Origin of the sequence: Rickettsia fournieri (genome assembly GCF_900243065.1) — a bacterium.
Taxonomy (GTDB): domain Bacteria; phylum Pseudomonadota; class Alphaproteobacteria; order Rickettsiales; family Rickettsiaceae; genus Rickettsia; species Rickettsia rickettsii.
This window is the reverse complement of the sequence record NZ_LT978484.1, coordinates 116,640-134,204: the sequence shown is the minus strand read 5'-3', so window position 1 is coordinate 134,204 and position 17,565 is coordinate 116,640. Positions and strand designations below refer to the sequence as shown.

Genomic DNA, 17,565 nt, shown 5'->3' with positions numbered 1-17,565 from the left:
AAAATGTTATTGCATAACTAATGTTATACTGTAGCCCTGCCACGATATCCAGCGAAAATTATTTTGCTGAGTATCGTAGTAAAAGTTAAGATATGATATTAAGAATTTTTTTGAGTTGTGCAACAACATTAACAGCAAACTATAATACAAATCTATCTTTTTAAAAGTTTGTATTGCTAGCTTGGTGGTTATAGCATGAGTGAAACACACGATCCCATCCCGAACTCGAACGTGAAACCTCATAGCGCTAATGGTACTATGTCATAAGGCATGGGAGAGTAAGTCGCTGCCAAGCTTGTAATGCAAATTTTTAATTATCTTTCTTTCTCTTTATGAGATATTTTATATTCATAATTTTTACCTTTCTCTATATTAGTAATGCTTACGCATTAAAAAATAAACATCAATTTATTTCCATAGAATCGCTAAAATCTAACATAGAAATTAAAAAGCTATTTAAAGAAAAAAATACTGGTCAATTTATTTTAGAGTTACCAAACGGCACAGTAATTAATGAAGGTGGAATTTTAACTCAAGAAGGTTATATTCTACAAGATACTCAAACAAGCTTAGGTGATCAACATAGTTTATTAAAAAAAACGAGATATTAATACTGAAAATCCTTTATATTTTAATGGACAATTAGCAGTAATTTCATCTTCTGGTTCTGAAAATTGGTATCATTGGCTGCTACAAATTTTGCCTAGATTAATTATATTAAAAGAATCAGCTCTTGAATATGATCGTATCTATATTAATAATTTAAAATATTCATGGCAAATTAAGTCATTAGAAATAGTATTAAATTATTTAAATATACCGGAAGATAAGCTTTTTGTAGTAAATAGTGACTGTATAATTCAAGCTACTAGACTAATTGTTCCATCTGTACCGTTTATTCCGGTAAAAGGTACGCCTTTGCCTTTATGGTTAAAAAAAGATTTAAGAAATATTTTTATTAAAGATAATGGTAAAGCATACGATAAAATATATATTTCTCGTAAATACGCTTCTACCCGAAAAATAGTTAATGAAGAGGAATTAATAGAAAAAATTTAGAGATCCGGTTTTAAAGTAATATATCTAGAGCTATCCTTCCCGTATAAACAGGCCCAGCTTTTTAATAAAGCAAAAATAATAGTTGGATCGCACGGATCAGGATTTGCTAACTTTATTTTTGCGGCTCCAAAATGCAAAGTAGTAGAGATTGATCACGGTACAACTCCCTCTAGAAGTTTTTATAAAAGAATGGAAAATTATATGTCATGCGATTATTATCCTTTTTATGTAGATCAGACAACAGAAGAGTATTTAGAAGACAATATAAAGATCAATATTGATGAATTTATTAAGTTTCTTAGAGGTCATCTGTAAATAAATTTTAATTAGTAATTAAAGAGTTTTTTTAGCGAAAATTGAAGTTAATTCTTAAAATCATTATTTAATAAATAAGATTCGCTATTCATTTCATTTAGTCTTGAAGTAGTGCGTTTAAATTCTGCGGCTCGTGCTGAACCTTGATATATTTTATTTGGGTTATCTTCTAGGCTCATAAATAAGAGTATTTTATAGAAATAGGCATTATCGATAAAGTTGATAAATCTAACGGCTGTATTTGTATCGTTAGCATCGATAGTATGAACGTTCCCCACTATAATAACGTTGAAATTTTGGCAAATATTAACATAATCGATATAGCTTAAGTCTCTTGTAAATAATTCATTATAATCTGTTACTAATATTCTTTTATGCACTTTTTGAAAGGATATTTCTCGACCTAGAACCTGTATATTTTGAGGAGCAAGATTATTATCACTAATATCCGTGATAATTTTTTCAAGTTTGTTTTGGTTTTCTAAAGTTAAAGGATAAATTATCCTTGCCTCTTTAACTCTTAACGCCTTATCAAATCGATAATCATGTTGATTATCTAGATATTTAACATAAAATGTATTATTGATTATCTTTATAAAAGGTAAGAAAGATTCTCGTTGTAATCCATCTTTGTACAGATTATTGGGACTCGTGTTAGAAGTTATAAAAATAAAAATATTTTGCTTTATTAATTCATTAAATAATCTACCGATTATCATTGCATCAGTAATATCTTTAATTTCAAACTCATCTATACATAACACTTTAGTTTGTTTAGCATAGTTTTTAGCAATTTTATGGATGATATCTTTCTGATTTGCTGTTTGTAATTTATGCATAGATTTATGAATTTCCTGCATAAAGTTCTGATAATGTATTATTATTTTAGGTGTGGTTAATTCTTCAAAAAAAGAATTCATGAGCATAGTTTTACCGCTGCCCACCGGACCGTATAAATAAGTTCCGCTTTTTAAGTTGTTTTGATTAAAGAATTTGAATAAACTTTTAGGCTTATTAAGTGCTGTTGCCAGCTGTTTTAATTCTTCTCGTAAAGCAGTTTGTTTTGAATCTCGTATTAATAAATTAGAGGATTTAATCATCTAAAATATTTTTTATCTAGTTTGTTATAGGTTTTTTCTAAAATGTCGTTCCTAGCTAAAAGCAGGAAGGCTTTGTTACGTGGATCAATTTCACCTCCGTCATCCCGTGGTTTGACCACGGGATCCAGTGAAAAATGCTAACCTTTAGCATTTTTTGTTATTTTTGCTAGATTGCCACGCTCCTTTTAGTTGCTTGCAATGACGGTTGTGATTATCATTTCCTACATAAAAGCGTTGCATCGCCGTAGCTAAAAAAACGCATTGCTTCTTTTATAGCATATTTATATAATTCATGCATCTCTTTAAATCCGGCAAAAGCACATATAAGCATAAATAAAGTCGATTTAGGAAAATGGAAATTAGTAAGTAGCATATCGGCTGTTTGAAATTTAAAACCTGGGGTTATGAAAATATCGGTTTCAAAGCTACCTGCTTTTATGATGCCGTTATTGCAAGAACTCTCAAGTGTTCTAAGTGTTGTAGTGCCGACTGCGATAATACGTTTCCCTTCTTGCTTTGCTTTATTTATGATTTCAGCAGTGTCAGGAGTAATAGAGCAATATTCGGTATGCATTTTATGTTCATGAATATTTTCGGTTTTTACAGGTAAAAAAGTTCCAGCTCCCACATGTAATGTTAAAAATGTAGCTTGTATGCCTTCTGCCTTAAGCTTATCAAGTATATCCTTTGTAAAATGCAAACCTGCCGTCGGTGCTGCAACTGAACCTTCTATTTGGCTATAGACAGTTTGATAGCGGTCGTTGTCGTTTTGAGTGTTTGTCATCCCGTGGTTTGACCACGGTATCCAGTCATTATTTAAATATTTTTTGGATCCCGTGGTCGTAGCCACGGGATGACATAATGAGTGTGAACGCCTAATATAAACCGGTAGCGGCATCTCACCGTATTTATTTAAGAACTCGAATACAGAAATATCATTAAGCTCAAATTTTACTTTAATCTCACCCATTGCAAGTTTTTCGGTAATAATTACCTTATGATTATCAAAATAAAATTCATCATTTACATGAAGCTTTCGAGCTGGTTTAGCAAAAGCCGACCAACTATCATCTGATAATTTTTGATTCAAATTTATTGTAACATTTTTCCCCAAATTTAACTTTGCTTTTATTACCTTACTATTATTAAAGACTAATAAGTCCCCTTCTTTTAAGTAATCTATTATGTTGTAGAATTTGGTTTTAATAGGCGGCGTAACAGCAATTAGTAAATCTGAGTTATCACGTTCACTAGATGGATATTGTGCGATCAGTTCGCTTGGTAAATCAAAGTCAAAATCAGATAGTTTCATTGTTTAAATATTAGTGGCTAAAAAAGTGATTATAACAGCATATGACAATATTTAATATAATATTTTAGTTTATTGATTGCTTACTAATAAATAAACTATTTGTTGATAAAATGATTTTTTTCTGTACGATACAAAATACTATCAATTGAATCATTAAGGGAAATACTATGATAACCGATGATATAATTAGAAATAAATTTCATGAGATATTAAGCAGTAAAGATATAGAAGAACAGCAAAATATGGAATTTAATAATATATATAAAATAAAAAGATATGAATTTTTTAGAGAAAGTTTTGTCAAAGAATTCAAAGCTTTGATTGAAGATCCAAATACAAATATTTCTAGTGTGTCCAATATGGCATACTGCACTGTAGATAAAATAGCAAGATCTCCTGACACTGCTATAGTTAAAGCAATTTGTCAAGGTGATTATGATTTAGTTGATAGTATGTTAACCGCTTTAAATATTGATCCAAATACAGAAGTATATACATTGGAAGGTGAGGCTAAATCTTTTTTATATTTTGCGTGTCATAATAATTAGAAAGGGATAGTAAGGCTTCTACTTGCAAAAGGTGCAAATATAATCCTTGACCACAACAGCGGCATGACCGTTTTTCACACTGCCCTAACAGCTCAACATTTTGATATGGCAGCATTTCTAATTGAAAATGGTGCGGATCCTAATTACGTAACAGGTGACAATATGACTTATTTAGAAATATGTACGTTCCTATACCTAAATATAGCCATGGTAACTAAATTGCTCGCTTATGGTGCTAATATGGAATTTATCCGTTGTGAAAAAACCGCATTTAAAAGTTTAGTAGACCTAACTAGAGAGCTTAATGATAGGAAGCAGAGTACAGATATGGTAAAAGTATTTTTACAATATGGTGCTAATCCGGATATACTCGATCTTGACGGTCAAATGGTCCGTGATAAGGAAGCAATTTATGAACCTCTGAAAGCTCTTTTAACGCTTGAATCCGTATTTCGTAAGAATGATTACAAGAAAATTAAGGCTATTGACAAGAAAGATTTAGCTGCATTTGTTCAATGGAAAGCAGCAATATTACCGGTTGTAAAAGATATTTCTAAGGATGAGTATATAAAACGCCTATTAGAACTATATAAATTTTCAAATCAAATGAGTTTGGATTCGGATGATTCTATAAAACAACCATTAATAGAATTAGAGGAAAAGATAGCTAAATTGATACCGCCTTTAGAGTTTTTATGCATTTTAAAAATTGAAGATATTATTGATAGTAACGCTACAGATAAGATAGAATTACCTGAGAGTGCAATAAAAGCGATGACAGAGTACGGACTACTGCAAGTTGAAGCAACAGGAGAAATAGTGGCTCATAATGATTTAGTTTAAAGGTTGAGGCTGGTATTATGTCATTCCTGCTTTCGCAGGAATGACATAATACATGGGTAATACCTCCTCACACTATTAACCCTTTAACTTGAGAGTTCCATAATTTTTGATATAGCTTACTATTTTTTAGTAATTCTGTATGGCTACCGTCATCGATTATACTTCCCTTTTCAAAAACTAAAATTCTATCCATATTGAGTAAAGTAGATAATCTGTGGGCAATGACTATCACGGTTTTATTTTGCATTAAATAATCCATTGACTCTTGAATCAGGCTTTCCGTCTCGCTATCTAAGCTACTTGTTGCTTCATCGAGAATTAAAATAGGAGCATTTTTTAAGATGGCTCTTGCTATGATAATTCTTTGACGCTGACCGCCTGATAAGTTATTCCCCCGTTCACCGCACATAGTATCGTAACCGTCCGGTAGATTATCGATAACATCATGAATATGTGCAGCTTTTGCTGCTTCTATAACCTCCTCAAGAGTAGCTTCTTTTTTCCCGTATCTGATATTGTCCAAAATGGTACGATGAAAAAGCACCGGTTCTTGAGGTATAAGGCTAATGGCTTTTCTTAAAGAATCTTGAGTTACGTTTTTAATATTTTGATTATCTATTAAAATCATTCCTTCTTCTATATCATGTAACCTAGTGAGTAAACTAATAAAAGTGGTTTTCCCTGAACCTGAAAATCCAATTAGTCCTACTTTTTGTTTACTCGGTATTAATACCGATTTATTATAAAATAGATTGTTATTATGATGATAATTAAATGTAACATTTCTAAATTCAATAACCCCTTCTTTGATATCTAATGGAGTAGCGTTTTCAATATCAGTTATAATATGCGGTGCCATTAAAGATAAGCCTTGATTAAATGCCCCGACCTGCTCGAACATATCACCGATTTCTTGCGTTAAATCCCAAATATCGTCTGCTACATTTATACATAATGTTAGCACTAATACGCAATCACCTATGCTTATAGATAATTCGCTACGAAGTTTAGATAAATAATAAATCATTATAAAAATCATTATTGAACAAGAAGTCCCAAGAGCATAACGCAATTTGAACATAAAGAATTGCATAGTCTGCTCATCGGCTACGGCATTTTCTACTCTTGTTTCTAGATGTTGACGTTCAAATTTATGGGCTGTAAACATTCTAACCGCATTAATGTTGCTAATTGCATCTACGATACTACCGGCAACAAAAGATTGGCTTCTAGCATAATTTAATGAGTATTTATTGATTTTATCGGAGAAAAGAACACTAAGTCCTAAAAAAACCGTAATCCATAAAATAAATATCGTAGCAAAAACGTAATGTACCGAATATAAAGCAATTAATGCAAATACAATAATAGCGAGTTTACGAAGAATTTTTTCACCGAATATTGAAATAATCATCTCAAACGATCTTGCAGTTTCGGTAATACGATTGCTAATATGTCCTGCTAGATTATCCTGAAAGAATTTATGGCTATGATATTGGGTATAATTATAAAGTTCATTTAGTATTTTCCCTTTTATTACGGGCATAGTCTTGAGATACAAATAATCATATGAACGATATGCTATATTAATACTCTCCCACCAAAGAGCATAAAATACTGCCCAGTAAATCATGGAAGATAAAAGATTATTAGCGTTCTTATCGCTGAAAGATTCTATTAAATCAATGATTTTCTGAAGTAATATACTATCAATCGCCGGAATCATACCGAGTAAAATACAAATTACAGTCAATAAAGTCATTTTAACTTTATCGAATTTTAAAAAATAAATACCTAAGCTAAATGTTGATTTAGATAAAGTAGGGTATTTTATCACGATAATGTACCTCGATTTTAAAATAATATATTAATTCGTGTTATTTTGGAGCATATTTTAATTTAATTATTTTAAAATATACCTAAAAAATATTAAATCTGTGGAAAAATAATAAACAAGCCTTGCTTCTTACCTTAAATAATGCTACAAAATTCAGAAAATAACTTCAACATCATTAGAAATGCAAGAAAAAGAATTATCTAATAATTTTTTAGAAGAACAAGAAAAGTCTAAGGAAGACGATTCTCCGTTCTTTGATGTAAAATATATTTGTCAAGCAAGTTTATTAATTACGGATTCTATCCGAAAAGGGTATGATGTAACGCAATTGCCCAATGGTGATATTAATGTTACAGAAGTAAGAATAGTAAATGTTCATTATAATTGGAACTCCGAAAAAGGAAAATTTGTTAAAACTAATCAGATAGAATTTAATAATAGCAAAGGTTGATAATGAAATCAAATACTGTATACTCGTTTAATTTGAAAAATTGGCTACGTCGTCCTATAAGTACTGTGGTACTCACGTATTAAGTATACGTTATTACACTGGGAGTATATTGTTATTGTCACAAAGCTTATTATCTTAAAACAGCAGCCTAAATATGGAATTTGATCAAGGATTATTATCAAGGATTCAATTTGCTTTTACCATAAGTTTTCATATAATATTCCCTGCTTTTACTATAGGGCTTGCAAGCTTTTTAGCGGTAATTGAAGGGTTATGGTTGAAAACAAAAAAGCCGGTTTATCAAGAAATATACAAATTTTGGGTGAAGATTTTTGCCGTTACTTTCGGTATGGGAGTAGTTTCGGGCGTTGTAATGTCTTATCAATTCGGTACTAACTGGTCGAATTTTTCAGATAAGGTTGGAAATGTCCTCGGTCCGCTTCTCGGTTTTGAAGTATTTACTGCCTTTTTCCTCGAATCTTCTTTTTTAGGTATAATGTTATTCGGCTTTAATAAAGTCAGTAAAAAAGTACATTTTATTTCTACGTTAATAGTTGCCGTTGGTACTGTAATCTCAGCTTTTTGGATACTTGCAGCTAGTAGCTGGATGCATACGCCTGCTGGTTTTGAACTGCGAGGCGAAGGATTCTTTTATCCTTTAAATTGGCTAGAAATTATCTTTAACCCTTCTTTCCCATATCGCTTTTTCCATATGATTACGGCGGCTTATTTAACTACTTCTTTTGTTATCGGTGGTGTAGCTAGCTTTTATTTACTAAATAATCGTTATAAAGAGCATGCTAAAATTATGCTTTTTATGGCGGTGTTAATGGCGTTAATCGTTGCACCTATTCAAATAGTTATTGGTGATCTGCATGGTTTAAATACTCTTAAATATCAGCCGGTCAAGGTCTCGGCTATGGAAGGTATTTGGAATACAGAAAAAGGGGCAGCTTTTAATCTTATCGGCTTTCCTGACTGGGAAGAAGAAAAAACAAAATATGCTGTAGAAATACCTTATGCTAGTAGTTTAATCTTAACGCATAGTTTAGACGGTGAAGTGAAAGGATTAAAAGAATGGACAAAAGAAGAGCGTCCGCCAGTTGCAGTAGTATTTTTTAGCTTTCGTATTATGGTAGGAATCGGTTGCTTAATGGTATTTATAGGTATTGTAGGGTTATATCTTTACTTGAAGAAAAGATTATATACTACGCATTGGTTTCAATATTGGTATATATTAATGTCACCTTCAGGTTTTATTGCAGTACTTGCCGGTTGGTTCGTAACCGAGGTAGGTAGACAACCTTATATAGTATATAATATTTTAAAAACCGTGGATACGGTATCACCGGTACTCGGCAAATATGTATTTATTTCTCTAATTGCTTTTATAGTAGTGTATGTGATCATTTTCGGAGCGGGTATATATTATATAATGCATTTGATAAAGAAAGGTATAGAAGTGATAGATAATAAAGAAATGTACGGAGAGAGTGGTTTGAATAACCCATTATTAGAAAAGTAATAAGCTTATGTTAAATTTTGCACCTTATATAGATTTACCGCTTGTTTGGGGTGGGCTTATAGCTACCGCTATTTGTTTATATGTTTTATTAGACGGTTTTGATTTAGGAGTAGGAATCTTATTTCCGTTTGCACCTACCGATGATTGCCGTCATAAAATGATCAATTCTATTGCTCCTGTTTGGGACGGTAACGAAACTTGGTTAGTACTTGGCGGCGGTGGTTTATTTGCGGCTTTCCCGTTGGCATATTCGCTATTAATGCCGGCTTTATATATTCCTATTATATTGATGTTACTCGGTCTAATATTTCGTGGTGTAGCTTTTGAATTCCGTTTTAAGGCTCATATAGGTCATCGTTATATTTGGGACTACGCTTTTCATTTCGGTTCTATGCTTACTGTTTTTTGTCAAGGTTTAATGCTTGGTACGTTTGTCCAAGGAATAGAGATAGAAGGACGAGAATTTGCAGGAGGGAGCTTTGATTTTCTTACTCCCTTTTCCGTTATGACGGGGATAGCATTAATATTCGGTTATGCACTATTGGGTGCTACTTGGCTTATTCTGAAAACAGAAAAGACAACACAAGATTGGGCTTATAAATCTGTTTTATATATTTTATTTTACGTTGCACTTTTTATGGGGCTTGTAAGCTTATGGGTTCCTTTCTTAAATAACCACATAAATCATCGTTGGTTTAGTGTACCTAATATTTACTATTTATCTATTGTACCTATTGTAACTGCTTTAATATTTATCAAGTTAATTAAAGCCGTTAAGCAGAAAAAAGAAGTAAAGCCGTTTATTTATACGATCTTGTTATTTTTATTAGGATATTTAGGGCTCGCGATAAGCATATGGCCATATATCGTTCCTTATAAAGTTACGCTTGAAACTGCAGCAGCAGCACCGGAGTCACAGTCTTTACTGTTGATAGGGGCTGGGATATTCCTACCTGTCATACTTGGCTACACATTCTATTGTTATTATATATTCCGTGGCAAATCATCTCATCATCCGATATATTAAAAAATTTAAGAAAATAACCTATTGTCTCAAAGGGTGGCAATGGTTTATTATCCTATGGCTTAGCGGATTATTATCCACATTACTTTTAACTTATGTAGTTAAGCTGGTGTTTAGGGTGATAGTAGGAATATAACCTTGACAAAACGTACTGTTTATAGTACGTTATTAATATTAAGTCTCACTAATTAATAAGGAAAAAATAATGGAAATATATAATACAAGTGAAGCAAGAAGTAAGCTTTATAAACTTATAGATTATGTTTCTGATGTACACAAACCTGTTTATATTAAAGGTAAAAGAAATAATGTAGTTATAATTTCAGAAGAAGATTATCGTAATATGGAAGAAACTTTATATTTATTATCTATTCCAAATATGCATAAGTCTCTAATTGAAGGACGAGCAGAGCCTATAGCAAAGTGTAGCGATAAATTAAATTGGTAATTTTTTATAAATGTATATAATTCGTTATACTACACAAGCACAAAAAGATGCTAAGAAAATAGTGCAAGCCGGTTTAAAGAATAAAGTAGAAGTTTTATTAAACATAGTTAGTACTGATCCTTGGAAAATTTACCCTCCATATGAAAAGCTCGTTGGTGACTTTAGCGGTTGCTATTCAAGAAGAATTAATATTCAACATAGGTTGGTTTATGAAGTTTATAAACAAGAAAAAGTTGTAAAAATTCTTAGAATGTATACGCATTATGAATAAGTCATTAACTGAAAAAATCTCAGCATTTATTATTACCAAAAATGAATCCGCAAGGGTAGCACGAGCTATAAATAGCGTAAAAAATATTACTGATGAGGTGATAGTAGTCGATAGCGAAAGTACTGATGATACGGTAGCAATAGCTGAAAAATTAGGAGCAAAGGTAGTAATAAAACCGTGGCTTGGTTATGTAGGACAGAAATCTTTTGCCGAAAGCCTTTGCGTAAATGATTGGGTTCTTAATATTGATGCCGATGAGGAGTTGTCTAAAGAGTTACAAGACGAAATAGAGTATATTTTTGCCTCTCATAATCAAGATCGTTATTTAGCTTATCAAATAAAGCTGTTAATAATGCATCGTAATGACCAAAAGCCACGAATGTTTGCTCCATTTAATAAATGTACTCGGTTGTATAATAAAAAATTTGCAAGCTTTGCAAATACCGTAAATAGTACTACTCATGATTCGGTAATATTTAATAAAGATGTTGATTTTGCAGGTAAAATTTATCTATTAAATGAAGCTGCTTATCATTATTCGGGTACTTCAATTGAGCAGTTGGTCACTAAAGCAAATTTTTATTCTAGCGAGCAAGCAAAAGATTTAGTTAAGCAAGGAAAAAAGCTTTCAAATTTTCGTTTAACAACTGAAATGATATGGTGGTTTTTTAAAGCGTTTTTTATCAGACGCTATTTTGTATTTGGTTTTGACGGTTTTGTAGATTCAATAATTTTTGCTTTTGCAAGATTTCTAAGGCTTACGAAGTTAAGAGAGTCATCGCTTAAATCAAAAAACGTCATTGCGAGCGACTATAAGGAGCGTGGCAATCTCATGAAGTAATATAAAATTCCTGAGATTGCCACGTCGATGCTATGCGTCTCCTCGCAATGACGATTTAGAAAATAAAAGATAAATTATGAAAGAAAATTTTAATGTTAGTAAATTAAAAAACGGTTTGACAATTTTAACATATAATATGCCTTATGTTAATTCGGTAGCAATAAATTTAATTGCTAAAGTTGGAGCACGTTATGAGAATGCAGAAGAGGACGGCATATCTCACTTTCTTGAGCATATGGCTTTTAAAGGTACAAAAACTAGAACGGCAAAACAGATAGCGGAAGCGTTTGACTCTATAGGTGGACATTTTAATGCCTATACCGGTCATGAGAATACGGTATATTATGCACGAGTCTTGTCTGAAAATTGTGATAAAGCACTTAATATACTTGCCGATATAATTCAAAATTCTATTTTTGCTGATGAGGAAATAGCTAAGGAATATCAGGTGATCATGCAGGAAATTGCTCATCATCAGGATAATCCAGATGACCTAGTATATGAGAAATTTTATAATAAAGTTTATAGAGAACAACCGTTGGGTAAGTCAATCTTGGGTACTGCTAAAACCCTTGCAACTTTTACGAAAGAACATTTTTTTAATTTTATAGATAAACATTATAATGCTGAAAATCTCTATTTATCAATTGCCGGTAATATTGATCATGATAAAATAGTAATTATAGCGGAACAGTTATTTTCTTCTTTGAAGCAAGGAGTAAAAAGTAGCTTTATTCCGGCAAAATATATAGGTGGGAACGGCTTTATTAATAAGGAGTTAGAGCAAACTAGTTTAGTGCTAGGGTTTGAAGGTACATCATATATTAATTTAGAAAAGCTTTACCAAACCCATCTACTTTCTATAATATTCGGTGGCGGTATGTCATCGCGTTTATTTCAAAGTATTCGTGAGAAATTAGGTTTAGCATATGCAGTAGGTAGTTATAATAGTGCTTATTTTGATAGTGGAGTGTTTACAATTTATGCATCCACTGCACATGATAAATTAGAATTATTATATAGAGAGATTAAAAACGAAATAATAAAAATGACTGAACAAGTAAGCACAGAAGAGATTCTTAGAGCTAAAACACAACTGCGTAGTAATTTACAAATGGCTCAAGAGAAAAATACCTATAAGTCAGAAGAAATAGGTAAAAATTATTCTGTTTTCGGTCAATATATTTCTCCTGAAGAGATTATGGAAATTATCATGAGCATAAAAGCTGATGATATTATTAATACGGCAAATAAAATATTTAGTGGTACTACTACGTCGGCAATTATCGGTCCGAATGATCTTCAGGGATTTTAATGATATGCTTGTGTGGATACCAGAGTCGTCATTGCGAGCGGCCGTGGGCTGCGTGGCAATCTCATGAAATAATAACAAGTTCCTGAGATTGCTTCGTCAATTACTTCGTAATTTTCTCGCAATGACGAGGAAAATGAATTTTGAGACAAATAAATGAAAAAAAAATTATATGAAGGTTCAAGTAAAATTTTATATTCTGCCGAAGAAGATTTTTTACTTATAATGGCTTTTTCCGATAAGGCTATTTTAGAAACAGGTGAGATTGTTGATATATCAGGTAAAGGAGTACTTAATAATAATATTTCTTCCTTTCTAATGGATAAACTGGAAATGATCGGCATTGAAAATCATTTTATCGAAAAAATAAATATGAGGGAGCAATTAATTCAATATGTTGAGGTTTTCCCGATACAAGTAATAATATCATCAGTAGCGTGCAGTAGATTTGTAAAAGAATTCGGAATTGATGAAGGGTATGTATTTGATAAACCTATCATTGATTTTAAGGTCCGAAGTCGTGAATTTAAATATCCGATAGTTAATGAGTATCAAATATTAAATTTCGGCTGGTTAACTAGGGATGAAATTAAAGCGGTAAAAGAGCAGGCTTTGCGTATATATGATTTTCTAAGCGGCTTATTTATCGGTGTCGGGATTCGGCTTGTTGAGTGTAAATTAGAATTTGGGCGTGTGTTTAACGGTGAAGAATCTATCATTATGTTAACTGATGAAATTAGTCCGGATAATTGTAGATTATGGCATATTAACAGTAATGAAAAATTGGGATTTGAATTGCTTGAAAAAGAACCAAATAAGGTTTTTGAATCATATCAGCTAATAGCTGATCGTTTAAAAGAAAAATAAATATATTTTTTAAGCGATATATGCTATTTTGGACTGTTTAAGGTTTTATTACAAAGTTCGGTTTTTCGTCATTGCGAGGAAAATTACAAAGTAATTGACGAAGCAATCTCAGGAACTTGTTATTATTTCATGAGATTGCCACGCAGCCTACGGCTGCTCGCAATGACGATTAGGTGTCTACGCAGGAACAACATTTCTGATTTTTAATAATTTTTTACAGTAAAAAAGATGAAAATACGATTTATTATAATAAGCTTTATAGCTCTAATCCTAGTAGGGTGGGGATATGCTGCCTATAAATTTGAACATCAAAGTAAAGAAAATATTATCTCTATTCTTGATAAATATGAAGAATATATAACTTATGATGCAATAAAAGTTAATAAATATGGATTTAGTGTTACTTTAAATAAAGTAATGTTAAAACCTATAGATTTTTATTTTGATGAAATAGTTATTAGACATATACCGTTTTTGAATATTACAAAAATTGATTCTTACGGAAATAATGTAAAAATTACTACCGCTCAAGATGAAAAAAATATTTTTTACTCACCTGATCATCATACAACAATTTGGTTTAGAAAATCTTTGTTTAATAGAGAGCCTGATTATTGGAAATTAAGCTTGAGTGACAATAAATCAACGCTTTATAGTTTTCTAGATGCAGAAAAATTAGCAGAGAGTGATATTAGTAATTCTGTAATTACTAATACTAAGACATCGGATAACCTTAATTTGTTAATTTTGGATGGAAAAAATACTGTTTCTTTTATTTCTGAAAATTACAGAAGAAATTTATATGATAAAATTTTTGAATTTTTGAGAGATCAAATAGCTAATGACTCTGATACTGCTTTCTTTGAGTATGGTTTGACAAAGTTAGATATATTGAATTTACCTATTTCTTACAATTCCAAATTAAAACTAAAATATAGTGATGAGTTAGTAGCGCTTGGGAAATTATTAATTCAAAATTTTTCTCTAGATCAAAAGCAAGATGAGAATATGCATGCTGTTATTTTTATGCAGATGTTAGGAGAATTAGTAAAAGGTAAGCCGTTTTTATTTGCTTGTGATATTGAAAGAAAAGGAAAAGTAGAAAGTAATTTATATAAATTAAATATAGAAAAAGATAAAATTTTTGATTTTGCTTTAAATCTACTATAGAACCTTCTGAAACATACCAAAAAACGGCAGCTGAAGCTTTAGGAAGCTACTTTAGTAATAGTTTAAACAAAAGAGCTGAGTTAGATAAAATTTTTAAACTAACTAGCCCTATTACTCAAGAAGATGGGGAAAGAGTAATGGGTGTTTTTGCAAAAATAAATAATTCCGAATTTAATTTAAAAGGTGAGTTTGATCCTGAAGCAAAAAAATTATCCGGTAAAACTAATCTTGTAATGGATGATTTTAATTTTGCTATTGATATTGATATGCCTACTATAGATAATCCTCTGAATCTAGAAAGCGTAATAAAATTATCGGATCCGAGTGCGGTTATAAATAATTTTGTGCATTATACTAATAATGCTATTGTACCGGTGCTTAATAAAATAGAAGATTCTAAGGAATTTGCTTTAAATCTAGGAAAACAATCTTCAGTAATAAAGCAATACGGCTTTAGGGCAATAGAAGTTTTTAGTAAAAATTCTGAATTAAAAGACGGTGAATCTTTAGTCGTGGATGTAAAAAGTAAAGACGCCGGACTAACCTTTAACGATAAAGCTATTGATCAGATCCTTAGTGATACAAGAGTATTAGAATTTATGAATGCCATGGCTATGATAGATCAAGAAAGAAAGTAGTCTAAGTGTCATTCCTGCTTTTGCAGGAATGACATAAGAGCTACGAGATAAGGTCTACAAGTAAAAAATTTGAAGAAAAAATAAGTTATAAAAGAATGATTAATATTTCCTTTCCCGATGGGAGTATAAAACAATTTGCAAAAAACATTACCGCCTATGAAGTAGCAAGTGCAATTTCAATGTCACTTGCTAAAGCAGCAATGGTTGCTGAAATAAACGGTGAGCTTCAAGACTTAAGTATCGTAATTGAAAATGATTGCAAGCTTCGTATTTTAACTGCGAAAGATCCTGAATGTCTCGAGATAATAAGGCACGATGCGGCACATTTAACAGCAGAAGCAGTAAAGGAACTATTCCCTGAAACTCAGGTAACGATTGGTCCTGCAATTGAAAACGGTTATTATTACGATTTTGCTCGTGATAAACCTTTTACCACTGATGATTTAGCCGTTATAGAAGCTAAAATGCAAGAACTTTCACAAAAGAACGAGCAAGTAACAAGAGAGCTATGGGATAGGGATAAAGCCGTAGAGTTTTTTAAATCGATAGGAGAGCATTATAAAGCCGAAATTATTGATTCAATTCCGGCAGGTGAGCCAATTACTTTATACAGGCAAGGTAATTTTATTGATCTATGCCGAGGCCCACATGCTCCTTCTACAGGGGGTGTTAAGCATTTTAAGTTGATGAAAGTTGCAGGAGCGTATTGGCGAGGTGATAGTCGTAATGAGATGTTGCAGCGTATATACGGCACTGCTTGGGCCACGAAGGAGCAGCTAGATAGTTACCTCTTGATGCTTGAAGAAGCCGAAAAGCGTGATCATAGAAAGCTTGGGCGTGAGCTTGATTTATTCCACTTCCAAGAAGAAGCTCAAGGAATGGTATTTTGGCATGATAAAGGCTGGAGTATATATAATACCATTGAGCAGTATATTAGGAAAAAGATTCGTAAAAACGGTTATACCGAAGTTAAGACTCCTGTTTTGGTTGATAAAAGCCTTTGGGAGGCTTCAGGACATTGGGAAAAGTTTCGTGATGATATGTTTGCGTTAGAAACAGACGACAAGACATTAGCTTTGAAGCCGATGAATTGCCCTTGCCACGTGCAGATTTTCAAACAAGGTATCAAGAGTTACCGTGATTTACCTCTTCGTATGTCGGAGTTTGGTTTGTGCCATCGTAATGAGGCATCCGGTGCGTTGCATGGTTTAATGAGGGTGCGGAGTTTAGTGCAAGACGATGCACATATATTTTGTGCTGCGGAACAAATTACCGATGAAACGGTTAATTTTTGTAAATTACTGACTGAAGTTTATAAGGATTTCGGCTTTACTGATATAAAGGTAAAATTCTCTGATCGTCCTGAAATCAGAGCAGGGAGCAATGAAGTTTGGGATAAGGCTGAGAATGCTTTAAAAGAAGCAGTAGAACAAGCAGGGTTTACTTATACACTCAACCCGGGCGAGGGGGCATTTTACGGTCCGAAGCTTGAGTTTGTATTAACCGATGCGATAGGGCGGCAATGGCAATGCGGTACGCTTCAGATGGATTTTGTTTTGCCGGAGCGGTTAGACGCTAGCTATGTTGCAGCAAGCGGAGAGAAAAAAAGACCCGTAATGCTACATAGAGCGATCCTTGGCTCACTTGAGCGTTTTATTGGTATATTGATCGAAGAATATGCAGGTAGGTTTCCGCTTTGGCTTGCACCAGTGCAGGTTGCTATTGCAACTATTACCAGCGATTTGAACGATTATGCTTTGGAAGTGCAGAAAGCTTTAATTGATAACGGGGTAAGAACGGATTTTAATATCTCACCTGATAAAATTAACTATAAGATTCGTGAGTTTTCTAATCAAAAAATACCGATGATTGCAGTAATCGGTAAACAAGAGCAAGAAAATAAACAAGTAGTGATTAGAAGGCTCGGAACTACTGACCAAGAAGTATTATCTGTTAAGCAGTTAATAGCTGTGGTTAAAGAAGAGAATGAGAAATATTTGTAGA

15 protein-coding genes, 1 rRNA gene and 2 pseudogenes are annotated in these 17,565 nt (G+C 32.3%); 15 read left to right on the top strand and 3 right to left on the bottom strand.

All coding sequences use genetic code 11. The features are described 5' to 3' along the window. Positions 1-180: 180 nt before the first annotated feature. The 3 genes and pseudogenes from rrf (at position 181) to C4Q30_RS03580 (ending at position 1,374) form a co-directional block, all read left to right on the top strand. A 5S ribosomal RNA gene (gene rrf / locus C4Q30_RS03590) occupies positions 181-295 on the top strand. A gap of 37 nt (positions 296-332) precedes the next feature. Further along, positions 333-611, top strand: a complete 279-nt coding sequence (locus C4Q30_RS09610; protein WP_045805348.1) for a hypothetical protein — start codon at positions 333-335, stop codon at positions 609-611. An 88-nt stretch (positions 612-699) separates the two neighbouring features. Further along, positions 700-1,374 (top strand): annotated as a pseudogene (locus tag C4Q30_RS03580) (glycosyltransferase family 61 protein). Positions 1,375-1,421: 47 nt separating this feature from the next. On the opposite strand, the gene zapE reads toward C4Q30_RS03580, so the two are convergent. Together zapE and queA are read right to left on the bottom strand one after the other, a co-directional pair. Beyond that, a complete protein-coding gene (gene zapE / locus C4Q30_RS03575; RefSeq protein WP_103897228.1) occupies positions 1,422-2,474 on the bottom strand; it encodes a cell division protein ZapE in 1,053 nt (350 codons plus the stop codon). A gap of 214 nt (positions 2,475-2,688) precedes the next feature. Next, positions 2,689-3,786, bottom strand: coding sequence for a tRNA preQ1(34) S-adenosylmethionine ribosyltransferase-isomerase QueA (gene queA, locus C4Q30_RS03570; RefSeq protein ID WP_045805349.1), 1,098 nt, complete (start codon positions 3,784-3,786; stop codon positions 2,689-2,691). A gap of 167 nt (positions 3,787-3,953) precedes the next feature. Here queA and C4Q30_RS09605 point away from each other — a divergent pair, with 167 nt between their 5' ends. Further along, complete coding sequence (locus C4Q30_RS09605; protein WP_245207467.1) at positions 3,954-4,334, top strand: hypothetical protein; 381 nt, start codon at positions 3,954-3,956, stop codon at positions 4,332-4,334. Between the two features lie 63 nt (positions 4,335-4,397). Beyond that, entirely contained in the window at positions 4,398-5,177 is a 780-nt protein-coding gene (locus C4Q30_RS09600) for an ankyrin repeat domain-containing protein (protein ID WP_245207466.1), read from the top strand. A 67-nt stretch (positions 5,178-5,244) separates the two neighbouring features. Here C4Q30_RS09600 and C4Q30_RS03560 read toward each other — a convergent pair whose 3' ends face one another. Beyond that, positions 5,245-7,014 (bottom strand): ABC transporter ATP-binding protein, encoded by a 1,770-nt coding sequence (locus C4Q30_RS03560; protein WP_103897227.1) that lies wholly within the window; start codon positions 7,012-7,014, stop codon positions 5,245-5,247. Between the two features lie 181 nt (positions 7,015-7,195). Between C4Q30_RS03560 and C4Q30_RS03555 the strand changes: the two genes are divergently transcribed. The 10 genes and pseudogenes from C4Q30_RS03555 to thrS all read left to right on the top strand — a co-directional run bounded on the left by C4Q30_RS03555 (position 7,196) and on the right by thrS (position 17,564). Then, complete coding sequence (locus C4Q30_RS03555; protein ID WP_014013989.1) at positions 7,196-7,465, top strand: DUF2671 domain-containing protein; 270 nt, start codon at positions 7,196-7,198, stop codon at positions 7,463-7,465. Between the two features lie 154 nt (positions 7,466-7,619). After that, entirely contained in the window at positions 7,620-8,990 is a 1,371-nt protein-coding gene (locus tag C4Q30_RS03550) for a cytochrome ubiquinol oxidase subunit I (protein ID WP_103897226.1), read from the top strand. 7 nt (positions 8,991-8,997) lie between these two features. Next, the gene (gene cydB, locus C4Q30_RS03545; protein WP_014013991.1) at positions 8,998-10,017 is read left to right on the top strand and encodes a cytochrome d ubiquinol oxidase subunit II; all 1,020 of its coding nucleotides are present in this window, start codon (positions 8,998-9,000) and stop codon (positions 10,015-10,017) included. Between the two features lie 202 nt (positions 10,018-10,219). Next, the gene (locus tag C4Q30_RS03540; RefSeq protein ID WP_014013992.1) at positions 10,220-10,462 is read left to right on the top strand and encodes a type II toxin-antitoxin system Phd/YefM family antitoxin; all 243 of its coding nucleotides are present in this window, start codon (positions 10,220-10,222) and stop codon (positions 10,460-10,462) included. Between the two features lie 10 nt (positions 10,463-10,472). After that, the gene (locus C4Q30_RS03535; protein WP_012152537.1) at positions 10,473-10,733 is read left to right on the top strand and encodes a Txe/YoeB family addiction module toxin; all 261 of its coding nucleotides are present in this window, start codon (positions 10,473-10,475) and stop codon (positions 10,731-10,733) included. Beyond that, the gene (locus C4Q30_RS03530) at positions 10,726-11,574 is read left to right on the top strand and encodes a glycosyltransferase family 2 protein (protein ID WP_014120592.1); all 849 of its coding nucleotides are present in this window, start codon (positions 10,726-10,728) and stop codon (positions 11,572-11,574) included. Before C4Q30_RS03535 ends, C4Q30_RS03530 begins: the two co-directional genes overlap by 8 nt. 76 nt (positions 11,575-11,650) lie before the next feature. Continuing rightward, positions 11,651-12,889 carry a M16 family metallopeptidase gene (locus tag C4Q30_RS03525; RefSeq protein WP_103897225.1) on the top strand — a complete coding sequence of 413 codons (1,239 nt, stop codon included), beginning with the start codon at positions 11,651-11,653 and terminating at the stop codon, positions 12,887-12,889. A gap of 153 nt (positions 12,890-13,042) precedes the next feature. Next, positions 13,043-13,753: a phosphoribosylaminoimidazolesuccinocarboxamide synthase gene (locus C4Q30_RS03520; protein WP_004996420.1), complete on the top strand. Its 711-nt coding sequence runs from the start codon at positions 13,043-13,045 to the stop codon at positions 13,751-13,753. Between the two features lie 228 nt (positions 13,754-13,981). Then, a pseudogene (locus C4Q30_RS03515) lies at positions 13,982-15,561 on the top strand (phosphoribosylaminoimidazolesuccinocarboxamide synthase). Between the two features lie 95 nt (positions 15,562-15,656). Then, positions 15,657-17,564 (top strand): threonine--tRNA ligase, encoded by a 1,908-nt coding sequence (gene thrS, locus C4Q30_RS03510; protein WP_103897224.1) that lies wholly within the window; start codon positions 15,657-15,659, stop codon positions 17,562-17,564. Position 17,565: the final 1 nt, after the last annotated feature.